Raw genomic sequence first — 17,046 nt, 5'->3', positions numbered from 1 at the left:
TGGTCTGGAGAAAAACGGCGTGATGTTCTGCTGTAATCATTGTGCAGGGGAAAAGGGCGTGAAAGACCTTCGCGACCGCTCGTGACGTAAGAGGTACTTCTAGCGCTGTCATCCTATCGGCTTGCTAACCGGCATCACCGCACGTCCAGGTTTTCAGGCTTGAACAGGCCGCGCTTAAGGCTCACTGCCAGCAATGCCCCAAGCACGGCAAGCCCCATGTCCTTCTGCGCATCCCAAACATCTCCTTGCAGCCCGAGGTACGCGGCGCCAAGCTCCGGACTGACTAGTGTTGCGATCACCGCCTCGATGATTTCAAAAAATCCGCTGAACGATACTGTTATTGCAGCCGGCAGAAGCATTACCCAAATACCGCGTGCTTTTGTGATGCGCACGAATACTTCCTGAACCGGATACGCCATAACTCCAAACATGAAATGGACGATCCGGTCAAAATGGTTTCGCTGCATGTCGAACGTTTCCTTTAGCCAGTAACCCAGCGGTACTTCTGCGTAAGTATAATGTGCGCCCGCAGTATGCATGACGAGGAAGAAAAAAATGAGGATGTAGGAAGTATCCGAAAGCGGCAGCCGGCAATAGGTGAAAATCAGCATCGGCACGCAGGCGAAAACCAGAAGATTTTCGAGCAGCCAATCGCTGCGTTTCACCGGATCAATCGCTGCGATGATCCATACAATTGCATAGCAGGCGCAAAGTACATGGAGCAGCCTGCGTTCCCGGAAAGGTCTTCCATTCATGGGGGCCCACCGAGTCTGGCGGCGACCCGCTCTTCCCAATACGTAAAGGGCATTACCGCAAGCGCACCCAGCAGTGCGGCAGCCAGGTCGAATTGCATATCCCATTCGTCCCCCTGCGCGCCAAGCCAGGCCGGGCCGGTTCCGGGGCTAACAATCTCTGCGATGAACGATTCCATCACTTCGAAACCGGCGCTCGCTGCCAGGATTATGCTGACTGGTGACCAGTGCGCGACCCAGCCACGCAGGCTGCTCGTACGGACTATTAGCTCGTAAAATGGGTATGCGAGCAACAGCCCGAATGTAAAATGTATGATTCGATCGTACGGATTCCGGTTCAAGTCGAACATCTCTTTTAGCCAAAAACCAATGGGTGTCTGCGCATAGCCGGTATTCGTGCCGATGGCATGGAGGCTGAGATAAAGCACGATCAGAAGGTAGGACAGATTCGAGAAAGAAAATCGCCGGTAAGTCGCCACGAGGATAGCAACGAGGACAACGACGAGAATATTCTCCAAGACCCACACCAGCCAATCGAGCGGATTGATCGCTGTGGCAATCCAGACCAGCGCATAAACCGCCAGCACAACTTGCAGGAAGCGGTTTTGGCTAAATGATGGGGGAGTTGTTGGCAAGGCGCGGCGACCCGGTTCATTGAAAACTAGGAGAACGGCATCGAGCGGAGCCATACGCCCCGGCAAATCCGATGCGAGCAGCATGCGCTTTTAATAATCGGAAAAAAGCTACATGCAATTAAGCGCGTTCTGTAGTTTCGGATGTTCAGGCAGCTGAATCTGTACGGTGGGATACAGTAGGATACCTCGATAGGTTCCCGGAAAGCGTTTTCTCTAGAAGCTATAGATCAGGCGTGAAGTGAGCAGCCAATCCGTTTTTTTTTCCTCATTCAGCCGAGATGGGCCTCCCCCGAGCTGGAGTATTGCCTGCTTGTTGAAGACATATTGAAGTTGCGGCGTCAACCGGTAACGCCACTCCTGTTCTCTGATTTCACCATTCAATTCGACTCCAATCGAGAGATGTTTTGAATAACTGTAAAACAAACTGTTATTGAGCAAGCCCACGAAATCACCGGATTTACCAAGGGTGGTATGCCTGACGCCAAGCATATTCATCATGCTCCACCCCGTCGAAAATTTATAATCGTTCAAATACAAAATCTCCGCCGCATAGGCTTTTTCCTCGTTCTTTCGACGACCGATAGCTTGCCAGCCATGAATCATCCTGCCGCTGTCAAGCTTGCCAAAGGTTCCCTGCAAGGAAACCTTATACTCTTTCAATAACGTGTTTTCGAGCGGCAGTTCCAGTTCGATCGCGTACCCGTCAGCGAAGGAATACTCTATTTCCGGCGACCATTCAAGCTGGCCTGTGCGCGTTGAATAGTCCAGCAAAGTATTAATCTCGAATTCGCCTTTAGGCGCGCCCAGCGGATCCACCAGGTCAAACACCATCGGCTCAGGTCTGCTGCTATGGGAGTTGCCGGATGCGTCGCTCTCTTGGCTCTGTGCCTCATGCGTGAGGCTCAGCCAGGCAAGAAGGGCCCACATGATCCTCGCGTAGCGAATAAAGCCGAGCATATCAGCCCTGTTGTGAAGTTGAGTGAAGAGCATGACGACGACAGACCTTGGTTGACGCCTTATCCGCGCTGGTACTTTTTTATCTTTTAAAGGAAAGAGTGAGATAAATCGCAAGATTCAGGTGCGATCGCTGGCCCTGGCCTGTGTCGGTCTTATACCCCCGCCACGGCGTCTTTTGCTGAAAAAAAATCTTCGACTTCTGCGATGTTGCGCGTGCGTTTCATTGATGGCAGGCTTTGCCAGATTTTCTTGCCGTAAGGTTTGGTGATGAGACGAGGATCACAGATCATCAATACGCCACGGTCGGTTTCATCGCGAATTAGCCTCCCGGCTCCCTGCTTCAGGTTGATAACAGCGCGGGGCAGTTGATATTCCATGAAGGCATTGCGCCCTTCTTTATTGATTTTGTCGATACGCGCCGCGAGCACCGGGTCATCAGGCGGAGCGAAGGGAAGTTTGTCGATTATCACGACCGACAACGCCTCGCCGCGCACATCCACGCCTTCCCAAAAGGACTGGCTGCCGATCAGCACGGCATTGCCCATTTTGCGAAAACGCTCCAGCATGTGGGAGCGCGAGCCCTGACCTTGCAGCAATATGGGATAGTCGAGTTGCTCCTGCCTGAATGCCTCCAACAGCAATTCGTGGACCCGCTTCATTGCCCGCAGGCTCGTGCATAAGAAAAATGCACGCCCCCGGCTGCTCTTTAATACGGGCAGAGCTGCCTTCACCACTTCTTCGGTATATCCTGGGCTATTGGGTTCGCGCAGGCCAGTTGGCACATATAGCAGTGATTGATTGGCAAAGTCAAACGGACTCTCCCAGCAGGCCGACCGCATGGAATTTGATCCTTCGGTCAATCCCATTTCATTGTTGTAATGAGTGAAGTCGCCCTTCACCGACAGGGTTGCAGAGGTAAATATCCATGCCCGCGGTGGCCCGCCGCTCAACTGCTTATTGAATATTTCTGCAATGGAAAGCGGCGTGGCATTGAGTTGCAGTGCCTGACTGAACACTTCTACCCACCGCACGAATCCTTCCGTTTCTGCCTGATCGCGCCAGCGTCTTATGCTGGCGGCGATTTCACGAGCGCGTTGCCAGCAATTTTCCAGTCCGTCCGAGCGCTCCGCCTGGCTCTCCAGTAACTCTACCAGAGCACCCAGTTTTTTTAGCAGCTCATCCAGCGCGCCGCCAAATCTCGCATTTCTCATTATGGCAGCCAGCGGCATTCGTGTATTCTCGCCTTCGATGGTCAGGCGGAAATCGCGCGCTGCTTTTTCCATCTCGGTGATGGCCTGGGGCAAGGCGATAAAATCCTTGGCTCCCCGCAGCGCTTCGGCCACCGCATCACGAGCAAGCTCCAGCAATTGACTGGTACTCACCGATTCGCCAAAAAACAGGCTGGCCGTTTCAGGCAATTGATGAGCTTCGTCAAATATCACGGTATTGCAAGTGGGAAGCAACTCAGCCAGTCCTTCATCACGCAGCATGACGTCAGCAAAGAACAAATGATGGTTGACTACCACGACATCTGCTGAAAGTGCCTGTTTGCGCGCTTCCATAACGAAGCAATTCTTGTAATGGGAACATTCCGAACCAAGGCAGCTGTCGCGGGTGGAGGTCACCTGCTGCCAGACCGCGGCATTTTCCGGCACTTCGCTCAGTCCGCTTTTATCCCCGGTCTTGCTGACAGAGGCATAGCGCTCGATCAGCTTCAGATACTTCACCTCTTCGCGGCTGGGAAGGGTGCGTCCATCGTGTATCGTGCGCTCCAGATGATAATGGCAGACGTAATTGGCTCGTCCTTTCAATAAAGCCACGGTGACCGGGGCCATGAGGGCGGTCCGCACGGTAGGGATGTCGCGATTGAAAAGCTGATCTTGCAGCGTTTTCGTGCCAGTGGAAATGATCACCTTTCCGCCTGCCAGCAACGCTGGAACCAGATACGCAAAGGTCTTGCCTGTGCCGGTGCCAGCCTCGGCAACGAGAATCGAATTTGCGGCAATGGTTTCCGCTATCGCCTGCGCCATTTCCAGTTGCTGCGCGCGAACGCTGAAGGCAGGCACAGTGCGGGCGAGGGAGCCAGCGGCGGAAAAAAAAGAATCGATATTAGGCATGGGGAAGCTGGGATAACTGCCGCCATGATAACGCAGTGTCTTGAGTAAGGCACTGCCTAACAGCTCCGATTGCTGTTGCCAGTTTGTGGAACTACTTCCTGGGCGTGTCTAACCTAGTTGACAGGTATGGGCAATGTATTTTCATCACAACACACAACGAAATATCGCGACCCCGACCTCTCGCGCAGGTAAGTCAGCTGTGTTGCGAGGGGCTCTCCCAGGAAACGCTTTTCCAGAAAACTGGTTTTTAATCCTTTCCTCATTTTTTTATTATCGTCCTTTGCATGAGATGTATGCCCGATGTGATATGTCTTTTTCCAAAGCCGATTACATAAGGGGTCGCTGAGAACATCCCTTTTCTGCGCGATATTCCTGGCCAGTCCGTTCAGCGCAGCGATGCTCAATATCGTACAGATAACAAGAATTATTAGCGGGAGCCATCTCTTTACCAATAATGGTATTTCCCTACAGATTAGCCGGACTGATTTCATATCGTTGATTAACGGCTTCCTCGCGACGGGCTGATTGATTTGCCCTCGCCATAGGAGGTTTGCCTTACGGGGATTTAAGAAGAGTAAAAACGGTTTTTCGCTACGCTTACCTCAGTTGTTTTACATTGTTTCAGTTATTTCCAAAGCGGAGGTTGGTGGTATCGTCAACCGCCTCGGCTGTTTGACGGTCAGGAGAAGTATAAACGTCCGGCTCGAGTTGCGCTGCGATTTGACGATGTGAGGCAGCCTTACTCAGGCTTGTCTTGGCCGCTTGCTCATACCTGACCATTAAAGCCCATGTATGGGATTGCCGATCCTGGGCTTGTCTACCGTATAGATAACTTTTTTCCTCATAATGCTGAAGCAATTTTTTTTGCTCCGCCGCTTTAATTCGCATTTCTTCAGCCAGGTTTTCAAAATGCCGCGTTAAAGCATCATGGTCGCTGCGTGTTCTGGCGTTCTGAACGGTTTTACGAAGAGTGGGACTATTGACTGCCTCATAAGGACTCATCGGCGCACATGAAGCCAAAAAACCGAGTATGGACACCATCGATACTATCGCCAGAAACCTTCTTGTTTTCATACGACACCTGCTGACAAACCGAGTTGACGGGGCCAAATGCATTAGGGAAGTCCGGACCCACAAATATAGATTACCAATTTGCTCTATACTTTGTCAACTTTCTTATGTTTAAAGTGTCTCACGACATGATATGTGCGATAATTTTAACGGTTCTCTTGGTTCCAGTGTTTCTACCAGGAGAACTGAACAATTATGACAGACGCCGAATGATCAGGACAAACGAGTCACAGCGTAAAATGCAACCTGGTTATTCGAAGATCTGTAGCGATTGAGTGTGATACCTGGTCCGAAATTAAAGGGAATGAGAATGGCCATGCGTCATGCAAACGAATGCGGCGACATCTTGAGACCTTGAGAAGCCGAAGAATTATTGCGGCTGGCAACGCATCCATCGGGGAGGAGGACGCACCCAGCTGTACCTTCTAACGGATCTTGGATAAGAGATGTTGCCGCTCCCTATTTGGAGCGGTGTGGCAAGCTCGAGGGTATAGAAACCGTACTGCCAATTCTTCTTGCTGAGCAAAAAATACTATAAACCAAAATTACGCTAGTCGCCTCACGCCACGGCTGCCATTTTTTTATTGTTAACGGCGTTTTGTAGCCAGACTGCGGGCGAGCGCATCAGACCTAAGCGTTTATCGACTGTTACGCTGCCTTTTCAGTCCTTGGTTTGACGCCTTTATATTTATGGTTTCGCTTGTTTTGCTCTTGTCTCCCGGTCTTTGTTTTCTTACGACGCGAGCAGACCTTCTTCTATAAGCGAGGCGGCAAACGTCGTTACGATCTGCGTGTCTGGCAGAATGAGTCGCTCGTCCTTATCTCCGTAATCCAGCCGGCTGAGCATATCCTTGATGACATTCAATCGCGTCAGCGGCTTGTTATCGGCATGCACGATAATCCACGGCGTTATGAGATTGTGAGTATGAGCAAGCATTTTGTCGCGCGCCAGACTGTATTCATCCCATTTTTTCAATGCAAATTCGTCCAGACCGCTAATTTTCCATTGCGCAAGCGGATCCTTCTTGCGCTCGTCCAGCCGTTTTTCCTGTTCGGCTTTACTGATGTCCAGGTAATACTTGAGGAGCTTGATGCCCGAGCGGATCAGCATAAGCTCGAACTCAACCACCGAGTTCATGAATTCATCGTACTCGGCGTCTGTGCAAAAGCGCATTACCCGCTCCACTCCTGCCCGGTTGTACCAGCTCCGGTTGAATATCACGAGTTCCTGCGCTGCGGGCAGATATTGAACGTAACGCTGAAAATACCATGTGTTGCGGTCCCGGTCCGTTGGTTTGCCGAGAGCAACCACACGCGTTTCCCGCGGACTCAGATGCTGAGTGATGCGCTTGATCGTACCGTCCTTCCCAGCCGCATCCCGACCCTCGAAGATAACCAGAATCCTGTCATCATGTTTGATGAAGTGCCGCTGCAGCTTTACGAGTTCAATTTGCAGTTTGTATAGCGTGTCCTCATAGGCTTCTTTGGATATTTCCGAAGGAGGCGTATCTTTGTCCTTTTTATCCGCTTTTTTACTCATGATAGGTATTTTCCAGGGTAGATTTGTTCAATGAGATGATCATAGGGCGGAGAAGCGAAGCCCGGCCCATCAGTCCGCGCCAAGGCTAAAAAAATGACTGCGCTTGAAAGAATTACGCCAGAGTTTGATCATGGTTGATGCGTCAGATGAGTTCTGATGGATTGCACTTTACCCCATCCACCCTGACATGAGCTGTTTTATGCAGGATTGATCGTTATGGTGCGGCCGGTTCGCTCGACTTGCTTTTATCTGCCTTTCTACTATGATAAATCAACATCCGGAAGGACCGCGGAATTCGGCAATCAGGATGAAGACTGGCTTAAGCAATAGTAGTTGCAATAGTAGTTGCTCTAAGCAGGAGAGATGCGCATACTGGAAAACATGAAGTTGCGTGCAAGTACATTTATATCGATTCTAATCATGCTGGCGCTGCCACTGCAAACCGCACTGGCCGCGATCATGCCGCTATGCGCACAAGCCAAAAATATGCCAGCCGGGCTCGAAACTCAAATCTCTTCCGCCATGCCAACTCTGATTGCCTGTAGCCAGCATGACAGCAACAGTCATGCTGGCAACGATGATGGCGCCGGGGAGGAGGATTTTACGCTGTCCTGTGATGGGGTTGTTTGTCATATAAGCGGCAACGGGTTGCCTCCGGCGGCCTCATCCCTCAATTTCGCCGGCGGATTTTCTTACGCCATCTCTTCCAATTCCCGCTTTTCCTCATTCATTCTTCAGCAACCACAACGTCCCCCTCTCGTTTGATCTCGCAACACCCGGAACCTGCCTGAAATAGGCAACTGAACGTTTTATTCGTATTACCTTGCATCGGAACCGCATGCTCTTGCTGCACAAAGGTTTGCCGGATCGCAACCGCAGTAGCTGCCTCTATGCAAAATAAATAATCCTGGCGCAAACTTCGAGGAGGTCATAATGATTATTCCATTCTCTGCTGCGTTGCAACTGGCGCGCTTACCTGTACGTATCCCTGCCTTGGCTCATGCAGACCAAATCCTTCGCACTAAGGGGTTGGAATGATTCTCAGCGGAATCATCGCGGCAGCGCTTGCCGTTGTCGTGCTTCCGGTAAATGCCCAAAGCGAAATCTCGAGTAGAGCAGGCACAGTAGCGCCTGCGCGAGCTGTCACCGAACTACCCATGGAAACTTTCGCGGCATCAAATACCGGAAGCTTTACTCCCCTGGCTCCCCTGATTGCCGAAGCCTTGGAGAATAATCCGGAAATTCAGGGTGCTCTGCAGGAACGCGAAGCGGCCCACCATAGAATATCGCCTGCGGAAGCGCTCGATGATCCGGTCCTCGAAGCGGGAGTGATCAATGCGCCATTGGCATCGTCGACTTTCAATCGTGAAGACATGACCATGAAAATGATCGGCTTATCTCAGCGCCTGCCCTTTCCCGGAAAACGAGGTTTGCGGAAGGACGTTGCAGCCAAGGACGCCGAGGCGGTCGATTACGGTTACGAGGAAACCGTGAACCGGGTAGCGCGAGACATCAGGACTGCTTATACAGATCTGGGCCTCACGCTCGAAGTAATTCATCTGGTTGAGAAAAACAAGCTGATCCTGGAGGAGTTCCTGCACCTCGCCGAGGACCACTACGAGGTGGGGCGAGGAAACCAGGCCGACGTACTAAAGGCTCAGACGCAGGTATCGAAAATGATGGACGAGCTGCTCAGGCTCGAACGGGAACGGCCGACGATCGAAGCAGAGCTTATTCGCGCGCTGGGCCGCAGTGGAAATATTGCCGCACCAATACCTGCGCCCCCGCAATTGCAGGAAGAAACCCTGAATCTGGAATCCTTGCGTGAAACCGCTCTGACGCAGCGTCCGCAATTGCTGGCACTGCAAAGTCTCGTTGCGCGCAACGACAAAGCGCTGGAACTGACACGCAAAAATTATTACCCAGACTTCGACGTGCGCATGTCGTACGGCCAACGCGACAACATGCTGGACAACACGCGAAGACCCGACATGGTGAGCCTGACGGTGGCCATCAATCTACCGGTATGGCGCGGCAGCAAACTCGCGCCACGCGAAGCGGAGTCGCTGGCAATGCGCAATCAGACCTTGAGTCTGTATCAGGCACAGCGCAATGAGGTTACCGCCAGACTCCGCCAGCAGATAGCAGTGGCCCAGCAAAGTCTGAAATCAGCGCAGCTATACCAGACCTCCATCCTGCCGCAGGCCCGGCTTACAGTTGAATCCGCGCTGGCGGCCTATCGGGTCAATCGAGTGGATTTCATGACACTGCTCGACGGCCGGATGACAGTATTTAACTATGAAATCAGCCTGGCGACGGCTGTGGCCAGCTACAACAAGGCGCTGGCGGAAATCGATCTGCTTACCGGTAAATCGCCGATCCACCTGCCTGCCATCCCCGAGGAACGCATGTGAAGGAGCGCACATGAAATTGGCCGTCAAACTGATCGTTTTTATTGCCCTGACGGGAGTCACCCTGGCGGCGGGATATTGGTGGGGTATGAGCCAATCCGCGACCTCTGCGGTTAACTCGTCCGGCGAGGAGTCGAACGATGGGAAGATCAAGGGGAAAACTAAGGGAAAAACTAAGGGAAAAACTGAAGGGAAGATCCTCTATTACCGCAACCCGATGGGGCTGCCGGACACGTCACCCTTGCCGAAGAAAGATCCGATGGGCATGGACTATATCCCGGTCTATGAAGGCGAAGAACCCGCGCCTGGCAATCTGGAAGTAAAAATCAGTGTAGAAAAAATACAAAAACTGGGTGTGAGAACCGAGGCCGTCGTGCTGCGTGAACTCGCCCGTACCGTGCGAGCAGTATCGACAGTGCAGGCAGATGAGGGACGATTGCACACCGTGGCGCCCCGATTCGAAGGCTGGATCGAGAGGCTCTACGTCAACACTACCGGGCAAGGGGTAAAAAAGGGCGATGCACTGATGGATGTATACAGCCCCGACCTGATTACGGCGCAACACGAATATCTCGTCGCCCGAAAAGGGACCCAATTGGTCGAAGGAGGTGGCCTCGAGGTTCAGGCGGGAATGGAGCGATTGGCCGAGAGCGCCTTGCAGAGACTGCGCAACTGGGATATCCCGGAGGCCGATCTGCGCATACTTCAGCAGGAAGGCCGGATCAGGCAACGCTTTACATTGCACTCTCCGGCGAGCGGTGTTGTGCTGGAAAAGAATGCCGTTCAGGGGCAGCGCTTCATGCCCGGAGAGATGCTGTATCAGATTGCTGATCTCTCCCACGTCTGGATACTGGTGGATGTGTTCGAACAGGACCTTGCCATGATTAGTCGGGGCGACGCCGCCATCATCAGCATCGACGCGTATCCGGACAAAATATTCAACGGCAGGGTGACGTTCATCTACCCGACAGTAAATCCTGACACGCGTACCGCCAGGGTACGAATCGAACTGCCCAACATGCAAGGGCTGCTCAAACCGGCCATGTATGGAAGAGTGAAATTAGCTTCCTCCCACCGCAAAGACAAGGTACTCGCCGTGCCCGAGTCGGCAGTGCTGGCAACCGGTACGCGGCAGTTGGTACTGGTTGATCTCGGCGGAGGCCGGTTTGAGCCGAGGGAGGTAAAACTCGGCGCCCATGGCGATGGCTATGATGAAGTAGTGAGCGGACTGGAGGCCGGGGAAAGGGTTGTGGTGAAAGCTAATTTTCTGATTGATGCGGAAAGCAACCTCAGGGCGGCACTGAGCGGCTTCGGCCACAGCGGCAACGGTTCAATGCCTGAAGAGCCGGAGGAGCCGGGTGAGAAGCAGCAAGCCGCGTCCGGCTCGTCTCCCGCAGCCTCTGTATCTCCCCCTCCGTCAGCGATTCATCGCGGCGAAGGCATCATTGAAGCGATCGACCGGGCTAATGCGACAATAAGAATTGCGCATCGCCCTATCCCCAGCCTTAAGTGGGCAGAAATGACAATGGACTTTCGGGTCTCTGAACCCGCATTGCTCCAGGCGTTGAGACCGGGCCAGAACATTGCTTTCGAAATAACCGAAAAATCAGCTGGTGAATACGTGATCACCCGTATCCAGCCGAGCCAGGATAGCCCTGATGCCCGTCCAGGCAGCAACGATCACAGGGAACACTGAGGTGGTAGGAAATATCATCGAATGGTCCGTGCGACATATCTTCCTGGTGTTGATTGGAACATTTATTCTGGCGACTGGGGGTGTGTATTCGGTATGGAAGACGCCGATCGACGCGATTCCGGATCTCTCGGACGTGCAGGTCATCATTTATACGGAATATCCGGGGCAGGCGCCGCAGGTCGTCGAGGACCAGGTTACCTATCCGCTCACCACCGCGATGCTGAGCGTGCCGAAATCGAAGGTAGTGCGCGGGCTATCCAACTTCGGTGCGTCGTTTGTCTATGTCATCTTCGAAGACGGCACCGATATCTATTGGGCTCGCTCGCGGGTCTTGGAATACCTGAGTTTCGCCGCGAGCCGTCTGCCCAACAATGTCAGGCCTTCGCTCGGCCCGGATGCAACCGGGGTGGGGTGGGTTTACCAATATGTTGTCACGGCCAGGAACCGGACGCTGGATGAGTTGCGCGCCCTGCAGGACTGGTTCTTGCGTTACCAGTTGACCGCGGCGGAGGGCGTGTCGGAAATCGCCAGTGTAGGTGGATTTGTACGAAGCTACCAGGTTACGGTAGACCCTCGGCAGCTACAAGCCTACGGCATACCGCTCAAGAAAGTGAGCGAGGTTATCGCAGTGAGTAACCGGGACGTCGGTGGACGCGTTATCGAGATGGCGGAAACCGAATACATGGTGCGCGGCAAGGGCTATCTGCGCGGTATCGGTGATCTTGAAAATCTCGTTGTGAAGGTGGAAAAGGGCACCCCGGTGCTGTTGCGCGATATCGCCCGGGTGGAACTGGTTCCGGAAGAACGCCGCGGCATCGCCGAACTCGACGGTGAAGGAGAAGTCGTTTCGGCGATTGCGGTAGCGCGGCATGGCGAGCATGCACTGGACGTTACCCGCAACCTTGAAAAGAAAATCGGGGAGATCGCATCGGGCCTGCCGGAAGATGTTTCGATTCATCCCGTCTACAATCGCTCCGAGCTGATTCATCGCGCCATTGCGACACTGCGCGAAATTTTTATCGAGCAGATTATTATCGTGGCGCTGGTATGCGTGGTCTTTCTCATGCATGTGCGTAGCGCATTGGTGGCAATCATCATGCTTCCGCTCGGGGTCCTGATTGCTTTTATCGCGATGCGATTTCTTGGCATCAATTCCAATATCATGAGCCTCGCCGGCATTGCCCTTGCGATCGCCGAAATGACCGATGCAGCCATCGTCATGATCGAGAACGCCCACAAGCATCTTGCACGCCTTGATCCTGACGCACCGAGCGCATCTCGCATCGACGCCGTCATCGCTGCCTGCAAGGAAGTCGGTCCGTCGCTGTTCTTCAGCCTGCTGATCATCACGGTTTCATTCCTGCCGGTGTTTACCCTCGAAGCCCAGGAAGGGCGCATGTTTCAGCCACTCGCCTACACAAAGACCTTCGCCATGGCCGGAGCCGCGCTGCTTTCGATTACGCTGGTCCCGGCCCTGATCCTGCTTCTGATTCGCGGCCGCATTCCGCGTGAGCAGGATAATCCGCTGGGCCGTATGATGATCCGGACCTACCGTCCGGTAATGGCTTGGGTGATGCATTGGAAAAAAACGATTATTGTGTCAGCGCTCGCCGTGCTTGGGCTTACTGTCTATCCCGCACTCAAGTTGGGAACTGAATTCATGCCGACGTTGAACGAGGGCACGCTCCTTTATATGCCGGTGACCCTGCCGGGTATTTCGGTTACGAAGGCGGCGGAAATCCTGCAAACGCAAGACAAGATCATCAAAAGCTTCCCCGAAGTGGCGTCGGTGCTCGGTAAAGCCGGACGGGCCAATACCGCCACTGATCCCGCTCCTCTGGAAATGGCTGAAACGATCGTCAACCTGAAGCCGCAAAGCGAATGGCGTGCAGGAATAACCGTCGATAAGCTCATCGCTGAAATGGATCAAGCGCTGCAGATGCCTGGCGTCAGCAATGCCTGGACAATGCCGATCAAAAACAGGATCGATATGCTTGCCACAGGCATCCGCACGCCGATCGGCATCAAGGTGTTCGGCAAGGATTTGAACGAGATCAACATGCTTGCCCGGCAGATCGAGACAGCGGTGAAAAATGTGCCTGGGACCACCAGCGTCTATGCGGAGCGCATCACTGGGGGCTACTACCTCGATATCGAACCCGATCGGATGGCGCTCGCCCGCCATGGACTGGCTATCGGTGATCTGCTGGAAGTGATCTCGGTAGCGCTTGGCGGCGAGACAGTGACAACTACTGTGGAAGGGCGGGAACGTTTTAATGTCGCCGTTCGCTATCCGCGCGCATTGCGCAGCGATCCGCAGGCAATCGCCACTCAGGTGCTGATACCGACCATGAACCAAACAATGATTCCGCTCGGGCAGCTCGCGCGCATCAAGCTTGTTACGGGACCACCGAGCATCCGCACCGAGAACGCGCTCCTGTCGGCCTACATCTTCGTCGATATCCGCGATCGCGACATCGGCCGCTATGTGGCGGACGCGCAGCAAGCGGTGCGCGAGCAGGTGCGGTTTCCCTCGGGATACTACGCCGCATGGAGCGGTCAGTTCGAGTATATGGAACGTGCAACCGAGAAATTGAAAATAGTGGTGCCGCTCACGATCCTGATTGTGTTCCTTCTTGTGTATCTCAACTTCAATCGCCTCACCGAAACCATGATAGTGATGCTCTCGGTACCGTTCTCGCTGGTTGGGGGAATCTGGCTGATGTATCTTCTCGATTACAACATGAGCATCGCTGCGGTGGTCGGTTTTATCGGCCTCGTCGGTATTGCGACTGAAACGGGAATGGTGATGCTTACCTTCCTGGATCGGGCGCTGGCGGGTATTACGGCTACGAGAAAAGCCGCAGGCGAAAAGGTTGCGGTGGCGGATCTTTACGAGGCAGTCATCCAGGGCGCCGTATACCGGATACGGCCCGTCATGATGACGATAGCAGGAAGTATAGTCGGTCTATTCCCGGTCATGTTCAGCAGCGGCACGGGCTCGGAGGTGACTCGGCACATCGCCGCTCCCATGGTTGGCGGTATGGTATCCGCAACCGTGCTGACGCTGATCGTATTCCCTGCCGTCTATGCGATGGTCAAGGAATGGAGCATTCGAAAGAAAGAAAAATGAAGATTGCCGTTGTTGAAATTGTTTAACCAATATGGCTGAGCCTGCGGGGAAAACGCAATGCCTGCTTCATCTTTGTCCCGCATCTTTGCTCAATTCCAGATTGCGTCAATCACAACGAGAATACGCGATCCGTTTTCCGGCACCACGGCTGGCGAGCGATGGATTGCACCCCTTCCGTCATTACCTTGCCATAGCGAGTCTTTGAAAAGTATCACGTCAAAAGGCGCGGCTGCTTCCACCGCAGTTCTGTGATCGAACAAGCCGGATACCTCGTCGGGAAGTCCGCCGGATCCGGACCCAAGCTTGCTGCGGTCGACCCATTCGTCATCAATCCATTCCGTGCCCGAACCCCGGTAAGCACATGCCAGCCGTATACCCGTGCGGTCTACGTGAAAGCGCGGGCACATCGGGCTGCCGAGTACCTCCATGCGCAAACCCACTGCGTCACACCCGAGAAGTTCCGAGTAGATATTCGAAAGCAGAAAAATATCATCAACAATAAACTCCCGACCAGGGAGATCCGGTAAAAAGTTCGGTTTTAATCTATCGCCAATCCGAATAACCGTACGAAAACCACTACCCACAACATCGCTTGCCATCGCTTGTTCGAAATACGTCTTGATAACTTGATCTTCCCGCCGTTGCCAGTGAACAAGCTGAATGCCGGGATCAAAAATATGAATCAGTTCCCCTGGTTGAGTCGTCGTCCATGCGTACTGCTGAGGGGCCTGATTTGTAGAATGAGTTTCCTCCGAGGCGTTGATGGACATGGACGAATGCCTGTGCGTCCGGGAATTTTCATTTGAATCCGGCTGCGGCCCGCTTAGCGAATCGGGCATTTGGAGGAGAAGCTATCATTCATGAGCTAGACTCTGTGTCGAAGTGATGAAAGGGCAGGGCGAACCGGAGCAGTTTCCTGAGAGGAGTGAGGGAGTCTATTCGGGAAAATAGCAGACGAGCAGCATATTGCGCTCAGTCCTCATGACTTTATGTCTGTTGCGGCATGGCCAACCGCGCCTCAGTGAATGCAAACATGTGTTCGATGGTATTCCGATCGATAGCTCGCGTGATAAATACGATGCGTGTGCGATGGTCGTCCGATGGCCAATCAGCCAGTTCAACAGGTGGATGAAAGATATGTTGAACTCCGTGAATTATGACAGGCCCCGCCCGGTGCGCAAGGTTGACGATACCTTTTACCCGAAGAACGTCAGTACCCTTGATACCCAGCAATAATCCAATCCATGAATCGAATACATATGGGTCAATCGGATCATCGAAAGTAAAGCAAAATGCCCGAATTTGATCGTCATGACGATTGATGTCCCTGGGAACCGTCACGCGCAATGGTCTTTTGCGGGTCAGTCGATGTGTTCCCATAATCGATATGGGCTTGTATGTAAATCTTCCAGCCGGCGGTGCCATGCTGTCTTGAAATGACTCCGCATTGAGCCAGCGAGCAACATCGGGTATTTTATTGTCAGTCGAAAATAAACCGAGACCGAGCAGTTGTTCCGCTTCCGCGTGTCCATTCATTACCCGCATTTGCCGCGCGCCGGGATTAAGTACCGCAAGCCGATCACGGAGTTCCGTAAGTTGCACGTCGTTGACCAAATCGCTCTTGGTCAGCACCAGTCGATCTGCGACGGCCGCCTGTTTGACTGCTTCAGGATAAAGGCTCAGTGTCTGCATTCCGTTGACACAATCCACCGTCGTCACCACCCCATCAAGGCGATAGTGCTCAACAAGGAACGCATCCGTCATCAAGGTGTGCAGAATGGGTGTCGGGTCGCCCAGGCCGGTTGTCTCGATGATTACCCGGTTGAACTGCCGTTTTCCTCCACGCGCAAAACGCCATGTTACCTCGCGGAGCGCTTTCTTGATGTCACTGCGGGTCGTACAACAGATACAGCCGCCGGCCACTTTCGCCACCATTTCCTCATGACTATGTTTGACCAGCAGGTGATCGAGACTGATTGCGCCAAACTCATTGATGATAACCAATGTGTCGCTCAAAGCCGGTTGCCGCACCAGGTGGTTGAGCAATGTGGTTTTCCCGCTGCCGAGAAAGCCGGTTAGCAGCGATACAGGTATCAGTTGCCGGGTTGAAAGGCTATCAGACGCCATAGCTTCGCTCGTGGAGTTCATGTCGCTCTTGAGCTTCAATGCAGAGCGTGGCGGTAGGTCTTGCCAGCAGGCGGGCGATGCCGATGGGCTCGCCTGTGTCCGTGCACCAGCCATACGTGCCGTCCTCAATACGCAAGAGGGCATCTTCGATTTTTTTGAGCAACTTTCGCTCGCGGTCTCTCACTCGGAACTCAAGAGAAAATTTTTCCTCGGTACTTGCCCGGTCGTTAGGGTCGGGCCCGGAAACAATAGCTTGCATCTGTTCGAGCGTGCTTTGCGCGTTTTCCAGCAATTTACGCCGCTCATCTTCCAGCCGCAGACGGAAGAACTCCAGTTGCGCCGGGGACATGTACTCGCCTCGCGGCACCATGCGGATGGCCTGCTCTACGGAAGACAATAATTGTTTATCTTTCATCGTGTTTCACCCTTAACCTGATCTGGCGCACCTCAGCTTGCCATGAACCTCATGAGTTTGAAACGCGGCTCCGCTTTCCAGGAGAAATACGCTCCACCACAGAAATATACATTGCCACCCCTAAACAGCGGTCTCGGTACGCTCGAACCAGCCCACAATGCTTCGCCAATGCGCCTCCCCATAATGACGAAT

General features: G+C 53.4%; 13 protein-coding genes. 4 read left to right on the top strand and 9 right to left on the bottom strand.

Going from position 1 to position 17,046, the window contains the following annotated elements; all coding sequences use genetic code 11:
- Positions 1-134: 134 nt before the first annotated feature.
- The 6 genes from CRO05_RS09620 to ppk2 form a co-directional block, all read right to left on the bottom strand.
- Positions 135-755 (bottom strand): DUF2238 domain-containing protein, encoded by a 621-nt coding sequence (locus CRO05_RS09620; RefSeq protein ID WP_097067003.1) that lies wholly within the window; start codon positions 753-755, stop codon positions 135-137.
- On the bottom strand, positions 752-1,441 hold the full coding sequence (locus tag CRO05_RS09615) for a DUF2238 domain-containing protein (protein WP_159462719.1): 690 nt from the start codon (positions 1,439-1,441) through the stop codon (positions 752-754). Before CRO05_RS09615 ends, CRO05_RS09620 begins: the two co-directional genes overlap by 4 nt.
- Before the next feature lie 159 nt (positions 1,442-1,600).
- Positions 1,601-2,314 carry a hypothetical protein gene (locus tag CRO05_RS09610; RefSeq protein ID WP_097067908.1) on the bottom strand — a complete coding sequence of 238 codons (714 nt, stop codon included), beginning with the start codon at positions 2,312-2,314 and terminating at the stop codon, positions 1,601-1,603.
- Between the two features lie 182 nt (positions 2,315-2,496).
- Positions 2,497-4,461: an ATP-dependent DNA helicase gene (locus CRO05_RS09605; RefSeq protein ID WP_097067001.1), complete on the bottom strand. Its 1,965-nt coding sequence runs from the start codon at positions 4,459-4,461 to the stop codon at positions 2,497-2,499.
- A gap of 621 nt (positions 4,462-5,082) precedes the next feature.
- Positions 5,083-5,535 carry a hypothetical protein gene (locus CRO05_RS09595; protein WP_235001375.1) on the bottom strand — a complete coding sequence of 151 codons (453 nt, stop codon included), beginning with the start codon at positions 5,533-5,535 and terminating at the stop codon, positions 5,083-5,085.
- Between the two features lie 730 nt (positions 5,536-6,265).
- A complete protein-coding gene (ppk2, locus tag CRO05_RS09590) occupies positions 6,266-7,072 on the bottom strand; it encodes a polyphosphate kinase 2 (RefSeq protein WP_097066999.1) in 807 nt (268 codons plus the stop codon).
- A 363-nt stretch (positions 7,073-7,435) separates the two neighbouring features.
- Here ppk2 and CRO05_RS09585 point away from each other — a divergent pair, with 363 nt between their 5' ends.
- The 4 genes from CRO05_RS09585 (at position 7,436) to CRO05_RS09570 (ending at position 14,312) form a co-directional block, all read left to right on the top strand.
- Entirely contained in the window at positions 7,436-7,837 is a 402-nt protein-coding gene (locus tag CRO05_RS09585; protein ID WP_097066998.1) for a hypothetical protein, read from the top strand.
- Positions 7,838-8,106: 269 nt separating this feature from the next.
- Positions 8,107-9,486 (top strand): TolC family protein, encoded by a 1,380-nt coding sequence (locus tag CRO05_RS09580; RefSeq protein WP_097066997.1) that lies wholly within the window; start codon positions 8,107-8,109, stop codon positions 9,484-9,486.
- A gap of 10 nt (positions 9,487-9,496) precedes the next feature.
- Positions 9,497-11,179, top strand: coding sequence for an efflux RND transporter periplasmic adaptor subunit (locus tag CRO05_RS09575; RefSeq protein ID WP_097066996.1), 1,683 nt, complete (start codon positions 9,497-9,499; stop codon positions 11,177-11,179).
- Between the two features lies 1 nt (position 11,180).
- Complete coding sequence (locus tag CRO05_RS09570; RefSeq protein WP_097067907.1) at positions 11,181-14,312, top strand: efflux RND transporter permease subunit; 3,132 nt, start codon at positions 11,181-11,183, stop codon at positions 14,310-14,312.
- A gap of 89 nt (positions 14,313-14,401) precedes the next feature.
- On the opposite strand, the gene CRO05_RS09565 is transcribed toward CRO05_RS09570, so the two are convergent.
- The 3 genes from CRO05_RS09565 to dksA form a co-directional block, all read right to left on the bottom strand.
- Positions 14,402-15,082: a DUF1826 domain-containing protein gene (locus CRO05_RS09565; protein ID WP_159462718.1), complete on the bottom strand. Its 681-nt coding sequence runs from the start codon at positions 15,080-15,082 to the stop codon at positions 14,402-14,404.
- Between the two features lie 217 nt (positions 15,083-15,299).
- Positions 15,300-16,439, bottom strand: a complete 1,140-nt coding sequence (locus CRO05_RS09560; protein ID WP_097066994.1) for a GTP-binding protein — start codon at positions 16,437-16,439, stop codon at positions 15,300-15,302.
- Positions 16,429-16,854, bottom strand: coding sequence for an RNA polymerase-binding protein DksA (gene dksA / locus CRO05_RS09555; RefSeq protein ID WP_097066993.1), 426 nt, complete (start codon positions 16,852-16,854; stop codon positions 16,429-16,431). Before dksA ends, CRO05_RS09560 begins: the two co-directional genes overlap by 11 nt.
- Positions 16,855-17,046 lie beyond the last annotated feature (192 nt).

This window comes from Nitrosovibrio sp. Nv4 (assembly GCF_900215485.1).
Classification (GTDB): Bacteria; Pseudomonadota; Gammaproteobacteria; order Burkholderiales; family Nitrosomonadaceae; genus Nitrosospira.
The sequence above is the reverse complement of the archived record's forward strand: the minus strand, read 5'-3'. Positions and strand labels throughout refer to the sequence as shown.

Bases quoted from the DNA above. Each gene is read 5' to 3' on its own strand.
- CRO05_RS09620 (WP_097067003.1), bottom strand. From the start codon at position 755: ATGAATGGAAGACCTTTCCGGGAACGCAGGCTGCTCCATGTACTTTGC.
- CRO05_RS09615 (WP_159462719.1), bottom strand. From the start codon at position 1,441: ATGGCTCCGCTCGATGCCGTTCTCCTAGTTTTCAATGAACCGGGTCGC.
- CRO05_RS09610 (WP_097067908.1), bottom strand. From the start codon at position 2,314: ATGTGGGCCCTTCTTGCCTGGCTGAGCCTCACGCATGAGGCACAGAGC.
- CRO05_RS09605 (WP_097067001.1), bottom strand. From the start codon at position 4,461: ATGCCTAATATCGATTCTTTTTTTTCCGCCGCTGGCTCCCTCGCCCGC.
- CRO05_RS09595 (WP_235001375.1), bottom strand. From the start codon at position 5,535: ATGAAAACAAGAAGGTTTCTGGCGATAGTATCGATGGTGTCCATACTC.
- ppk2 (WP_097066999.1), bottom strand. From the start codon at position 7,072: ATGAGTAAAAAAGCGGATAAAAAGGACAAAGATACGCCTCCTTCGGAA.
- CRO05_RS09585 (WP_097066998.1), top strand. From the start codon at position 7,436: ATGCGCATACTGGAAAACATGAAGTTGCGTGCAAGTACATTTATATCG.
- CRO05_RS09580 (WP_097066997.1), top strand. From the start codon at position 8,107: ATGATTCTCAGCGGAATCATCGCGGCAGCGCTTGCCGTTGTCGTGCTT.
- CRO05_RS09575 (WP_097066996.1), top strand. From the start codon at position 9,497: ATGAAATTGGCCGTCAAACTGATCGTTTTTATTGCCCTGACGGGAGTC.
- CRO05_RS09565 (WP_159462718.1), bottom strand. From the start codon at position 15,082: ATGTCCATCAACGCCTCGGAGGAAACTCATTCTACAAATCAGGCCCCT.
- CRO05_RS09560 (WP_097066994.1), bottom strand. From the start codon at position 16,439: ATGGCGTCTGATAGCCTTTCAACCCGGCAACTGATACCTGTATCGCTG.
- dksA (WP_097066993.1), bottom strand. From the start codon at position 16,854: ATGAAAGATAAACAATTATTGTCTTCCGTAGAGCAGGCCATCCGCATG.